Annotated in this window: 14 protein-coding genes; 6 read left to right on the top strand and 8 right to left on the bottom strand. The window is 37.0% G+C overall.

Annotated elements, in window-relative coordinates; genetic code table 11:
• Positions 1-185: 185 nt before the first annotated feature.
• Positions 186-863: an NUDIX hydrolase gene (locus AC4IFE_RS05680; RefSeq protein ID WP_490755948.1), complete on the bottom strand. Its 678-nt coding sequence runs from the start codon at positions 861-863 to the stop codon at positions 186-188.
• Positions 864-1,002: 139 nt separating this feature from the next.
• Between AC4IFE_RS05680 and AC4IFE_RS05675 the strand changes: the two genes are divergently transcribed.
• A complete protein-coding gene (locus tag AC4IFE_RS05675; protein ID WP_490755519.1) occupies positions 1,003-1,635 on the top strand; it encodes a DUF1579 domain-containing protein in 633 nt (210 codons plus the stop codon).
• Positions 1,636-1,732: 97 nt separating this feature from the next.
• On the top strand, positions 1,733-1,942 hold the full coding sequence (locus AC4IFE_RS05670; protein ID WP_034724485.1) for a hypothetical protein: 210 nt from the start codon (positions 1,733-1,735) through the stop codon (positions 1,940-1,942).
• Positions 1,943-1,978: 36 nt separating this feature from the next.
• Here AC4IFE_RS05670 and lepA read toward each other — a convergent pair whose 3' ends face one another.
• The 6 genes from lepA to AC4IFE_RS05640 form a co-directional block, all read right to left on the bottom strand.
• Positions 1,979-3,775 (bottom strand): translation elongation factor 4, encoded by a 1,797-nt coding sequence (gene lepA / locus AC4IFE_RS05665; protein ID WP_111953921.1) that lies wholly within the window; start codon positions 3,773-3,775, stop codon positions 1,979-1,981.
• Positions 3,776-4,067: 292 nt separating this feature from the next.
• Complete coding sequence (locus AC4IFE_RS05660; RefSeq protein WP_490755517.1) at positions 4,068-5,096, bottom strand: hypothetical protein; 1,029 nt, start codon at positions 5,094-5,096, stop codon at positions 4,068-4,070.
• A gap of 84 nt (positions 5,097-5,180) precedes the next feature.
• A complete protein-coding gene (locus AC4IFE_RS05655; protein WP_490755516.1) occupies positions 5,181-6,224 on the bottom strand; it encodes a hypothetical protein in 1,044 nt (347 codons plus the stop codon).
• Positions 6,225-6,327: 103 nt separating this feature from the next.
• Positions 6,328-6,843, bottom strand: coding sequence for a hypothetical protein (locus tag AC4IFE_RS05650; protein ID WP_490755514.1), 516 nt, complete (start codon positions 6,841-6,843; stop codon positions 6,328-6,330).
• Between the two features lie 7 nt (positions 6,844-6,850).
• Positions 6,851-7,384 (bottom strand): hypothetical protein, encoded by a 534-nt coding sequence (locus tag AC4IFE_RS05645; RefSeq protein ID WP_490755512.1) that lies wholly within the window; start codon positions 7,382-7,384, stop codon positions 6,851-6,853.
• 18 nt (positions 7,385-7,402) lie between these two features.
• Positions 7,403-7,954: an RNA polymerase sigma factor gene (locus AC4IFE_RS05640; RefSeq protein WP_034701130.1), complete on the bottom strand. Its 552-nt coding sequence runs from the start codon at positions 7,952-7,954 to the stop codon at positions 7,403-7,405.
• Between the two features lie 190 nt (positions 7,955-8,144).
• Between AC4IFE_RS05640 and AC4IFE_RS05635 the strand changes: the two genes are divergently transcribed.
• The 4 genes from AC4IFE_RS05635 to porW all read left to right on the top strand — a co-directional run bounded on the left by AC4IFE_RS05635 (position 8,145) and on the right by porW (position 12,622).
• Positions 8,145-8,894, top strand: coding sequence for a Rossmann-like and DUF2520 domain-containing protein (locus tag AC4IFE_RS05635; protein WP_490755511.1), 750 nt, complete (start codon positions 8,145-8,147; stop codon positions 8,892-8,894).
• Complete coding sequence (locus AC4IFE_RS05630; RefSeq protein ID WP_490755509.1) at positions 8,884-9,402, top strand: KdsC family phosphatase; 519 nt, start codon at positions 8,884-8,886, stop codon at positions 9,400-9,402. Before AC4IFE_RS05635 ends, AC4IFE_RS05630 begins: the two co-directional genes overlap by 11 nt.
• Positions 9,403-9,407: 5 nt before the next feature.
• Positions 9,408-9,962, top strand: a complete 555-nt coding sequence (locus AC4IFE_RS05625) for a Maf family protein (protein WP_490755507.1) — start codon at positions 9,408-9,410, stop codon at positions 9,960-9,962.
• Positions 9,963-10,048: 86 nt separating this feature from the next.
• A complete protein-coding gene (porW, locus tag AC4IFE_RS05620) occupies positions 10,049-12,622 on the top strand; it encodes a type IX secretion system periplasmic lipoprotein PorW/SprE (protein WP_490755506.1) in 2,574 nt (857 codons plus the stop codon).
• A gap of 39 nt (positions 12,623-12,661) precedes the next feature.
• On the opposite strand, the gene tsaB is transcribed toward porW, so the two are convergent.
• Positions 12,662-13,348 (bottom strand): tRNA (adenosine(37)-N6)-threonylcarbamoyltransferase complex dimerization subunit type 1 TsaB, encoded by a 687-nt coding sequence (gene tsaB / locus AC4IFE_RS05615; protein WP_490755504.1) that lies wholly within the window; start codon positions 13,346-13,348, stop codon positions 12,662-12,664.
• Position 13,349 lies beyond the last annotated feature (1 nt).

Below are 13,349 nucleotides of genomic sequence, written 5' to 3'. Positions count from 1 at the left end.
TAAACTGCTGATTATCAAATAAAAAAAATAAATATTTCAAATCCAATTTGAAACACGAATGACACTAATGTTTTCACAAGTAGCACAAATACACATTAAACTAAAATACTAGTTTAATTTATTTAAAAGAGGAAATAGGAGATTTCTGATATAAATTTATACGAGGATCTGTATTGAATGGAAAGTTATTTGATCTCGAAATAGAATCCTTCTTTTTCAAGCTCTTCATACTTCTCCTGGTTGAAAGTAAAAAGTTTTCCTGGTCTTCCGCTGCCTTCTTTTTTAACATGGTCTGTTTCATTAAGCAGACCATAACTCATGATCTTTTTGCGAAAATTTCTGCGGTCTATGTCACGTCCAACAATAGTTTTGTAAAGATTTTCAAGGTCAGAAAATGGAAACTCTTCATTCAGAAGATTGAAGCCGATAGGCTGGTACTGAAGCTTGGTACGGAGTCTGTTTAACGCAATATCAATAATGGATTTATGGTCGAAAGCAAGTGCCGGAAGTTTATTTACACTGAACCACCGGGCATCTTCTGCATCAGAGTCTGCAAACAGTTCATGATAGGATGGGTTCACAAGGCCTAAATAAGCCACAGAAACTACTCTATTCCGGGGATCCCGGCCAACGTTACCAAAGGTATAGAGTTGTTCCAGAAAATCAGGTTTTATACCTGCTTCTTCGTGAAGTTCTCTTTTTACTGCATCATCCAGGTTTTCATCATCCAGAACAAGACCACCCGGGAGTGCCCACCCTCCTTTGAAAGGATCAATCTTTCTTTTAATTAAGAGAATCTGAAGATCCTGCTTATCAAAGTAACCGAAAATAACAGCATCGACAGCTACTTTAATATCCTGAATTTTTTTTGGAGATCCCATAATTTAGTTTGCGTTATGAATACACAAAGGTAAGGTTTATAAACGACATCAAAAAAAAGAATTGCAGAATAATAAAATTAGCTAACTTTATTCACAATAACCTACTTAAAATTAAATGATTATGAAAAATCTATTGTTATTATTTTCAATGGTCTTTCTTTTGACTGCTTGTGAAAAAGGAAAGCCTGTAAATGAAAAAGGCCCAGCCAAAACAGATTCTGCAGAATGGAAGCCCGTGGATTCTGCTGCTGCAACGAAAGCCTGGATGGAATATGCCACTCCTGGTGAAATGCACAAAATATTAGCATTATATGACGGAAACTGGACCGGAGCGACAACAAGCTGGATGGAGAATGGTGCAAAACCCATAACCAGCCAGTCTGAATGCACCAATAAAATGATCTTCGGTGGCAGATATCAGCACAGCACCTACAAAGGAAGCTTTATGGGAATGCCGTTTGAAGGGATGAGTATAATGGGCTACGATAACACTAAGAAAAAGGTTGTAAGCACCTGGATTGATAACATGGGAACGGGAATCATGCATGCGGAAGGAGACTGGAACCCTTCTAAAAAGTCTATTGAACTGAAAGGTAAAATGACAGATCCGGCAAGACCTGGAAAAGACTGTGATTTCAGGGAGGTTTACACTTTCACTGATGCCAACAATCATACTATGGAAATGTACGGCCCTGATTCTAAAACAGGGAAGGAGTATAAAACCATGGAAATAAAATTCACCAAAAAGAAATAAAAACCGGAGAAACCACTTCTATAAAACAGTGATTTTCCTTATAGATTTCATGACAGATAGGCTCAACTTTGGTATAGAAAATAAAAATTATACCATCATGAAAACATTATTAAGAGCCTTTATCGTGGTCATTATCATCATAGGAGGAGTTTTGATCATTGTTGTGGGGAAAAAGCCTTTCCCGGAACCTGAATGTCTCGTATGCGGGATCAATCTTATCAGAACATTAGGCATCGCCGAAGTGATTCTCGGACTCGGAGCTTTGGTAATACAAGCCAATCTCACGGAGAAACAGCGAACTTTCTAAAATAAAAGACCGGTAAAAATTACCGGTCTTTTTATATTAATCATTTAATTTCAATACTGCCATGAATGCTGACTGAGGGACTTCTACCCTTCCGATTTGCTTCATTTTCTTTTTACCTTCTTTCTGCTTTTCAAGAAGTTTACGCTTTCTGGAGATATCTCCTCCGTAACATTTTGCGGTAACGTCTTTTCTCAGTGCTTTGATGGTTTCTCTGGCAATAACTTTCGCCCCCAATGCTGCCTGAACCGCAATATCAAACTGCTGCCTAGGGATCAGCTCACGAAGCTTTTCACACATCTTTTTACCAATATAATAGGCATTACTGTCGTGGATCAGTGAAGAAAGAGCATCTACCATGTCACCATTGATCAGAATATCCATTTTTACCAGTTTAGAGGAACGCATTCCTATCGGAGAGTAGTCGAATGAGGCATACCCTTTAGAAATAGATTTCAGGCGGTCGTAAAAGTCGAAAACAACTTCTGCCAAAGGCATATTGAATGTTAATTCTACCCTGTCTGCCGTTAAATAACTCTGGTTAACAATCTCCCCTCTTTTTTCAATACAAAGCGTCATTACAGCACCCACGAAATCGGATTTTGTAATAATAGAAGCTTTTATATAGGGTTCTTCAACTCTATCCAAAAGATTGGGATCAATCATTTCTGATGGGTTGTTGATTAGAATTGCTGTTTCAGGATCTTTTTTAGAAAACCCATGATATGAAACGTTGGGAACTGTAGTAATTACGTTCATATCAAATTCTCTTTCAAGACGTTCCTGTACGATTTCCATGTGAAGCATGCCCAGGAATCCGCAACGGAAACCAAAACCAAGTGCTGCCGAACTTTCCGGTTCGAAAACCAGAGAAGCATCATTCAGTCTTAATTTTTCCAGTGAGAATCTTAATTCCTCAAAATCTTCAGATTCAATAGGATAAATCCCTGCAAAAACCATTGGTTTTACTTCTTCAAAACCATCGATGGCAGCAGCGGCAGGATTCACAAAAGAGGTAATGGTATCTCCTACTTTTACTTCTCTTGCATCTTTAATTCCAGAAATAATATACCCTACGTCTCCACATTCAATCGTTTTTTTCGGAACCTGCTTTAGCTTTAAAGTTCCTACTTCATCAGCACCATATTCTTTTCCGGTAGCAAAAAATTTGATTTTCTCGTTTTTAGAAATACTTCCGTTGACTACTTTGAAATAAGCTTCAATCCCTCTGAACGGGTTGTAAACAGAGTCAAAGATCAATGCCTGTAACGGAGCATTGGGATCTCCAACCGGGGCAGGAATTCTATTGACAATCTGCTCAAGCAAATCATGAACTCCCTCTCCTGTCTTTCCCGAAACTCTAAGGACATCTTCATATTTACAGCCTAAAAGTCCCATAATTTCGTCGGTAACTTCTTCAGGGTTTGCTGATGGAAGATCTATTTTGTTCAGAATTGGAATAATCTCCAAATCATTTTCTAATGCCAGATAAAGATTACTGATGGTCTGCGCCTGGATACTCTGTGCCGCATCTACAATAAGAAGTGCACCTTCACAGGCAGCGATAGAACGGGAAACTTCGTAAGAAAAGTCTACGTGTCCCGGGGTATCAATAAGGTTTAAGATATATTTTTCTCCTTTATATTCATAATCCATCTGGATGGCGTGAGACTTAATGGTAATCCCACGTTCTTTCTCCAAATCCATATCATCCAGGGTCTGAGACTGCAGCTCTCTCTGAGTAACTGTATTAGTATACTCCAAAAGACGGTCTGCCAAAGTACTTTTACCGTGGTCAATATGAGCGATTATGCAAAAATTTCGTATGTTTTTCATTTAAGAACGTTGTAATTTGCAAAGATAAAAAAAAGCGAGACAATTCCTCATTCTTATTTTGTGGTGTGAAATTAATTTAAAATATGCTTAAAATGATTCAGTTTTCAGGAACTTTTCCTGTTCTCTGCACTGTTCCTTTTCGGGTTTTTGGCGGCTTTGCCGCCGCCAAAAACCCGAAAAGGAACTCAGACAAATGCTGCGATCAGGGCTGGCGTTGCAGAATTACTTTTCCAATCCTACAGAATAAAAAATAAAGTAAAAGAGAAACAAATTGTTCCTCTTTTTATCTGCCTTATTTCGGTTTAACGAAATTTTCAGGTAAAATATATTCCCCTGTAAGCTTATCAATTCCTATTCTGTAATACGAAGCATTCTGTTTGCGGATTCTTGCAGCTGCAACGTCTATTATAGCTACAATCAAACCTCCAATAGCACCTCCTGCACCTGCCCCTACAATAATCGGTGTACTGCTATACTGCGGAAAAATTTCTTCCTGAGATGCCATTATAAAAATTCCGTCATTATCTTTTTCAATTTCAATAATACTTACCGGCGTTTTCTTGTAAGCAATTCCGTTATCAATTATTGCATAAACATCTTTGCCAAGATTATCGTAACCATCAACTCTTTTCACTCCTTTAATTACACCATCTTTATTCTTCCTTACTGCAAATTCTTTAGCTGGTTTTTGTTCGGCAAATGATTTATAATCTTTATAAACACCGTCTGTAAAAGTTTCAGAACTATAAACTGACAACTTTTCGGGTATTATTTTTTCATAATTTACAAGATCGGTTTCAAAAACAGGAACACTGAGCCCGGTTTCAGCGTATGAATCTTTGATAATATCGGCTAATTCTGATGATATTTTAGCCGCTATAGCTCTCGTAATATATGCATGATCTTTCTGTTGATAATCTTTTGAAATTGTACGTTTTTTTAAAAAATAATATTTATCATTTCTTTTTAAAAAAGTGGACATTTTCATTTCCAGATGTCCCATAGCTGATCTTTCAGTAGGTATATCATTAACCTTTAAATTTTCCAGCACAAGAAAATATTGAATATTTCCCTGTATCTTATTATCTTCTAAAAACCAATCAGAAAATAATTTTTCCAAATCATCTTTTTCAAATTTTACCTCGAAAGGATCTTTTCTGTGAGAAACTATTCCTATGTTTTTATCTTCCCTCCTGTCTAGCAAAGTAAGAGATTTGGCAAAATGATTTTTATCTTTTATGCTATTTCTGAGCTCTATAAATTGGTCTTTTTGAGCAAAAACAAAACTAGAAAATAATAGAAATAATAATTTTTTTTTCATTTGTTTTTTTTAAGTTCGTTCGTAAAAATATAAATTAGTTTAACAATTAAACGACTCCACAAAAAATTTGTAAGAGCAGCTATGTTATTCCTCTGAGAAATCGTATTCTCCTGTCTGTGGATCGATATAAATTGCAAACGCTCCACTTTTCCTCTCCTTATTTTGCCTAAACCCCCGCTCAAAAACCCCTACAAGACCAACAGCAAGGCCTCCATACATCCCTCCTTGTCCTGCACTAACGCTTAAAAAAACAGCAGAATTTTGAGCCGGAAGAATATAACCCCTGTTGCTTACCAGATAGAATCCTCTGTCATTTTTATTAAGCTCTAAAAACCCCGAATACGTTTTTTTATAAGCTTTCCCATTTTCTACATAAATGAACATTTCATTGGCCGAGATTTTATTTTTCTTCCCGTTTTCTTCTTTTATCGCTCTTAAGACTGCTCCTTTTTCATTTTTTTCAAAAACATAATTTCCCGGTTCAGGAATCTGATTCATAAATGAAGTATGATTTAAGTAAATTCCATCTTTCAGCTTTTCATTTTTATACGCTTCGGAATTGGCTTTTACAAAAGACTCATAATCCGTAAGAGCATCTATTGTTACAGAATTTTCTTTGGGTTTCAGCGTATATGTTTTCTTCATAAACATCGCAAAAATAACCGGAATATTTTTCACCATTATATCCGAAATATTCTTACTTCTGAAACTATAAACCGTATCTTTTTTATATAAAAATTTATAATGATCTCCTTCTTTCAGAAAAGTCTGGGCAGAAAACTCTAGATCTCCTTCCGTTTCCTTTCCTACTGTTTCTCCCAGATAAGTTTTAAGCTTTTTAAGAACTAAAACCATTTCATTTTTCCCGCCTTTATGGTTACTTTCTGTGTACCATTGACTTAAGAAATTATTTATTGGAGTGGGAAAAACAATTTCTTTCATTTCTTTACCGTCTCCGAAAGGCAGCTCTCCTATTTTTTGATCTTCTCTTTGATCAATTACTTCAAGAGACTTATAAATATTCCCTTTTGGATTCGAAAGATTTCCTCTTTCTTTAATGACCTCCTGAGATTGCGCAAAAGAAACTGTTGAAACAAAAATTAAAGCGATCTGTAGTATTTTTTTCATTTAGCAGAAAGATTTTATCAAAAATATGAATTTACTTTAAAAACTAAACGGCTCTCACAAACAATTGTCTGTAAGAGCCGTCCAACATTAAAAAAATAAACTATTATGGGTATTGTTTGGGCTTTGCCATACTATTACTGCGTCCGCTGTGAGGTTTTCTTTCATTCATTTTATCTCTCATCATTCCCTCAGACTGGAACAGTTTCAATACTTTTTGGCAAGGAATCACCTGCTGCATCTTGTCAGCATATTTCTTTCTGCTATCAAGCAGTTTCTGTCCTACTTCGAAACTCTGCTGAAGCTTTGCTTTGGCTTCATCATCAGATAATGTTTCAGGGTTGAAATCAGGGTTAAACTGGCTTTTTATCTGCTTCTGATTATCTAAATACTCATTATATAGCTGAGTAAATTCTGTTTTATCACTGGCATCAATTTCGAGATTTTCCACCACCATATTGTTCCTGAACTTCTTGAGAAGTTCTTTTCTCTCTTCAGGAGAAAGATTGTTTATTACCTCCTTTCTTTTTTTAGGGTCCATTTTTTTCCAGTCATAATCTGAATTTTGGGCATTCAGGCCAAAACCATAAATAATAAAAAGTATAAATAATATCTTTTTCATCTTTCTTTTAATTATATAAATCTAAATAAACGTCCTGAGTTGAGTTGCTTGCCAGTTCTGATATTTCAGAATTGGAAAACGAATCCAGATATTCATTCATTTTAATCTCTTCTTTTTTTGTGGCAGCTTTTACCGGCTGCGGAGCTGTTCCGTTTTCTATATCCTTTTTAGGAATGTATGAAACTGTTTTAGTTACCTGATTGCTAATTGTTTGATTATTATTTTCAACAGAAGTTAAATCAGCTTCCAGAGTTTCATAGGCACGTTCGCTTTCTGACTTAGGCTGCTGACTGTTAACGGCTAATGTTTTTGAACTCAACACCTCCGTCGACGGATCATTGTCAGAATTAAAAACATACGTTGCCCCGAATATCAAAGCCAATGATGCCGCAGCAGCATACATCCAGTTCAGCTTGAAAACCGGTGCCTTTTTATTCGCTTTCACTTCGTTCATTACATTATTCTGGATATTTTCAAATAAATGATCCGGAACTTTGTAAATATTCTTACGTTCTAGTTTTTCTATATCGAACTCTTTCATCTCTGTTTAATCAAAAAATTATCTCTCGTAATTTTCTTTAATATACTCTTCTATTTTCTGTTTGGCATAATGATAATTGGTCTTTAAAGTCCCCACAGACATATCCACAATTTTTGATATCTCTTCATAGGGCAAATCATCATAATACCGCATCATAAATACCAGTTTCTGCTTTTCGGGCAGGCTTTGTATGGCGTTCTGGAGCAGCAGCTGTATTTCTTCTGCATCTCCTTCCGTATTGTCGGCCACCAGATTCTGCATATAATACTCCGGATCTTCATCCGTTTTTTGCATTTTCTTCAACTTGTTGACCTGTTGCAATGCTTCGTTTGTAGCAATCCTGTAAAGCCAGGTATACAGCTGGCTGTCATTTTTGAACTGGTGAAAATTCTGATAGGCTTTAATAAAAGTCTCCTGCAACGTATCCTGAGCAAGATCTCCATCCACAATAATTCTTCTGATGTGCCAGTACAACCTGCTTTGATAAGCATCCATCAAGGCACGGACTCCTTTTTCCTGGGTCCGTGGATTCTGCATCAACGAAATAATTTCCGCGTCCTTAATCTTCATAAGATGCTTTCACTGTTTTGGATTACAAAAATAGCCGAAAGTTAAATTACTAATCCAATTTTCGGTCCAAATATTTAAAATAATATCAGATCGTTACACCGTGAACCTTACAGACTGGTAAGAGCCCATATTCTTTCACAAACTTCCGGAGCCCTGCATCCGTCTTCCTTTAAAATCTTATCTTTGTTAGATGCAAACTGTAATATTAGGTTCCGGAAATGTAGCTTATCATATAGCAAAGGCTTTTAGCCTGAAAAATATACCATTAAAGCAGATTTTTGGAAGAAACGGCGAAGAACTGAAAAAGATTTCTGAGGAACTGAATGTTTCTTATTCTACTGAGCACCTTCAAGATGCAGATCTTTACATCATCTGTGTAAGCGACAATTCTGTGGAAACCGTTTCCCGGCTAATCACAAAAAAAGACTGTCTGGTTGCCCATACTTCGGGATCTCTTCCCAAGGAAATCCTGAAAGGAACGTACAGGAAATCAAATTTTTATCCTTTGCAGACGTTTTCAAAATCTAAAGAACTTGATTATGAAAAAATTCCGTTCTTTATTGAAGCTGAAAATGAGCTGGATAAACAGCTTCTTTTTAAAATTGCTTCCAAAATATCAGATAATGTGATGGAAAGCAGCCACGAGAAAAGAAAATATATCCATCTTACCGCGGTTTTTGCCTGCAATTTTGTCAATCATCTTTTTGCGAGAGCAAAGGAAATTTCGGATTCGCAGGGAATTCCATTTAATTATTTTCTGCCTTTGATTGATGAGACGGTACAGAAAATTCATGAGATCGAACCTAAAGCTGCACAAACAGGACCGGCAGTAAGAAACGATGTGAGGGTGCTGGAATTGCATGAACAGCTATTAAAAGATGAAAGTCTTGAGATTTATAAAACAATGAATCATTCTATTCAAAAAATGTATGAGCTATAAAGAGAAATTAAAAGATATTAGGGCGTTTGTATTTGATGTAGACGGAGTCTTTACAGATGGAAGTGTTTATCTGCTTCCGGGCGGAAATATGTGCAGGGTAATGAATGTCCTGGACGGCTATGCAGTAGTTAAGGCATTAAAAAACAATTATTTAATCGGAGTAATTACTGGCGGAAATGATGAAATGGTAAAACACAGGATCAATTATCTTGGAATAGAGGATTATTATCCAAAATCACACAATAAGATGGTTGATTTTGAAGATTTTAAGAAGAAATACAATCTTAAAAACGAAGAGATCCTGACCATGGGAGATGATCTTCCCGATATCCACATCATGGAAAATTCTGCTATTTCAGCATGTCCTGAAAATGCCGTTCCCGAAGTAAAGGGAATATCTGATTATATTTCTGCCAAAAAAGGAGGAAGCGGGGCAGTACGCGATGTGATAGAGCAGGTGATGAAGGTCCAGGGAAACTGGCATGATGATAATACGCAATCTGTATAAAACTTATGAAATTACTTTTAGCATCCCAGTCACCAAGAAGAAAAGAACTGCTTTCAAACCTGGGCTTCGATTTTGAGGTTGTAAAAATAGACTGTGAAGAAATTCTTCCCGGGAATATCAAAATAGAAGAGGCGGCAGCTTATCTGTCGGAATTAAAGGCAGAAGCATTCAGAGCATTAACCGATGATGAAGTACTCTTAACCGCCGATACTGTCGTTGCAATAGATAATAAGATCCTTGGAAAACCGAAAGACGGGAATGAAGCAAAGCATATGCTGCAGTTACTTTCAGGAAAAACTCATCAGGTTTATACAGGAATCACTATAAAATCCGTTAATAAAACATGGACTGAAACTGATGTTGCGGATGTAGAATTTGATGAAATTACCAATGATGAAATAGAATATTACGTTCAAAATTATAAACCTTTCGACAAAGCAGGCAGCTATGGTATCCAGGAATGGCTGGGCATGGCAAAGATCAGCAAAATGAGCGGAAGCTTTTATACGATCATGGGACTTCCTACCCATTTGGTTTATAAAATTTTGAAAGAAATATAAAATATTATTCATTACAAAATTTTGTTATTTTTACAAAATCATCAGCTGCTTATAATAAAAAGCAGATAAGAGAGTTATATTGAATAATGAAAAAGAATATTTTATTCCTTTTAATCATGTGTATCGTTGCTTCCTGTGCGACCAAGACCAAAAAGCCGGAACAGCGATCAAAATTCTTGAAAGGATTCAACACATATTATAATACCCTTTTTAATGCAAAAGATGCGTTAAACAGTGAATTCACGAGCAGAGATAAAGGACATAAGGACAATTTTTATGCGCCTTATATTCCTATTCTTACAATTGAAGATCAACCTTTGGGAAGTGATCTGGGCCAATCTGCCGCCTTCGCTGAAAATTCCATGAAAATGGCTGAAGTAAACAGGTCTTCTTCTGAAAGGGGAGCACCTGGATTGCCTCCCAGAATACCTGGCGCTCAGGGATCTGCAAATCCGGAAATGCCTGACGAGCTTCAGAACAAAGGAGCTACAACTTTAGAAATTGCCGAAGCAAAGGCTCAGAAAGCAATCAACAAATATTCTGTTATCAGAAATGGTGAAGAAAAAAATAAGAAGATCTTTGATGCTTATATGATCCTTGTACAATCCAGGATTTACCAGAATAAAGCCGTTCAGGCCCTGGATGCCCTGAACTATGTTTTCACCCATATGAAGGATGACAAGAGACTTCCTTTGGCTAGAATTTATCAGGGAGTAGCATATGCACAGATCAAAGATTATCATAAAGCCAATGAAACTTTCGCCCAACTACAAGGGGAGGACATCAATAAAAGTTATGCCAAGCTGCTGAGCATCTATCATTCCGAAGCCCTTCTGGATGCAGGAAAGCTGGAGGAAGCCGGAGCTGAGCTGGATCGAGCTTTTGAGCTGAATTCCGACAGAAAACTGAAAAGCAGGATAGCTTATCTGAGGGGACAGGTTTTTGAAAATCTTGGACAAAATGATAAAGCCCGTGAAAGCTTCACCCAGGCTTACAAATATGCCAATGATTTTGAATTTGAGGTGAAATCCCAAATTGCAATTGCCAAAACATTCAATGGTAAAGGAGATTATAACGGAGCTAAAAATTATCTGGAAGGCATCAGTAAGAAAGGAACTTACGGTTCCAGAAAGAATGAATTTTACTATGCTTTGGGTTTAATGGCCAATAAGGCAGGAAAGAAAGATGAAGCTCAGGAATTCTTTAAAAAGTCTCTGTTTGAAAAAGTCTCAGATCCTCAGGTAAGAGGTCTTACATACTACGAAATAGGGAAGAGCTACCTGGAAAAAAACGACTACATTGGCGCCGGAACTTATTATGATTCTGCTCTTACGGTGATGACCTATGAACCTTCCAAGATTCTTATAAAAGATCAGTCTGAATATATCAAGAAGATCTCCAAAAACTATTATCTGATTAAGAAAAATGACAGTATTCTTTCTTTGGCAAAGATGAATGATGCCCAGAAAACTGATTTTTTCTCGAAGTATATCGCCAAATTGAAAGCTAAGGAAGAAAAAGAAGAACAGGAGAGGATACGTGCAGAAAGAAGTAAAGGTTTTGATTCGGGGGATTATAATGCTAATTCAATTTTTGCCAATAATGCCAATTCTTTTGAAGATTTCGGGGTTACCACCAAAGGCTTTTATTTCAGCAATACAGGAACAATAAGCAAAGGGTCATCTTCATTTAAGCAGATCTGGGGAGACCGGGCGTTAGCTGATAACTGGCGTTATTCTAAAAAGATGGCGACTATTGAAGATATGAAAAATGAAGCTCTTGGCGTGACTTCGGCACCGAATCCAAGACGTTTTGAGCCGACTTATTATATTGAACAGATACCTACAGACCAGGAAAAACTGGGTCAGTTAAAAAAAGACAGAGACACAGCTTCCTTAGGTTTAGGAGTGATGTACCAGAATTATTTCACAAATACGCCTTTGGCAACAAAGACATTATACGACCTTGTTGATGTAAAACCTGAGGAAAAAGTAATGCTTCAGGCTCTTTATGAAATCTTTGCAATGAATTACCAAAAGAATCCCCAGGCCTCTGAAAGAGCAAAACAGATCCTTTTGACCGATTATCCTTATACTTCGTATGCTGAATTTGCAAGAAACCCTAAGAACAATTCATTTGTGAAATCATCAGAAGATGTTGAAAATGAATACAAAAAGGCTTACGCTCTCTATGAAGCTGAAAAGTTTGCGGAAAGCCGCGATATTATAGATCAGACGATACAGAAGTATCCCAAGGATGCCCTTGTTCCGAAATTTCACCTGCTGAATGCTTTCAATACAGGAAAAACGAGCGGAAAAGAAGTCATGATCCTTCAGCTTGAGCAGATCGCACTGAACTATTCTAAAACTCCGGAAGGCATAAAGGCGAAAGAAATGCTTAATTATCTGAAAAGTGAACTTTCTTTCCAGGCAACAGATAATAAAGGAAACTCTCTTCCACAGCAGCCACAAATGCCGGTACAGCCTGTACAGAATATGAATAACAATATTCCTCAGAATCCTACAGGAAATGATAAAAACGCCCAGCTTCAGCAGTTTATACAAGATGCTGATACCGATCCTAAAAAACCTAAACAGAAATTGAAGAAGGATAAGGATACAGAAAAAAGCCCTGATGCGGTTCCGGCAAAGCCTAAATAAAATAAAAAAGCGAAGAGTAGATCTTCGCTTTTTTTATGGTCATATAGAATCTGACGATTTCTTTTTCTTTACTCCATGGAAGTCTTTGAGATAGAAAGGTTCAAAGTAGGCAATGTCTTCAACCTCGTTCTGAGCAATCTTTTCTATGGTCCTTTTGATCAGGTATTGTGCAGAAGGGTAGACGTCATCCCTAAACTCTGCATCCGGGAGATTTATGATCTCTTTTGTTTTCTTTGCCCCGTCGCCCACAAAAAGCACTTTTTTGTCTTTAAATTCCTCGAAAGAAGTTTCATCTAAAATTTTGGCTTCGGTTGGCGAAAGTTCTGTTCCTATTTTACCGTCATAAACGGCTGTATAAACCTCCATTCTCCTTGCATCGATCAATGGCACTATATACTCGTAGTTTTTGTCTAAAAAAGGCTCTATCATACTTTCTAAAGAATTCACCGCAATTAACGGAACCTTTAGCCCATAGCAGAAACCTTTTGCAGAAGATGCCCCTATTCTCAATCCGGTATAAGAACCAGGTCCTTTACCCAATGAAACAGCCTCGATATCTTTCATGGTGAGGCCTGCCCCTTCCAGTGCCCATTCTACAAAGGTATGAAGGCTTTCAGACTGTTTATAGTTTTCGGAAACTTCTTCACAAAGGCACAGGAGCTTTTCATCGTCTGAAATAGCTACAGAACAGTTTTTGGAAGAGGTTTCAAGGTATAATACTTTCATT

This window comes from Chryseobacterium sp. UF-81, from assembly GCF_058245105.1.
The sequence above is the reverse complement of the archived record's forward strand: the minus strand, read 5'-3'. Positions and strand labels throughout refer to the sequence as shown.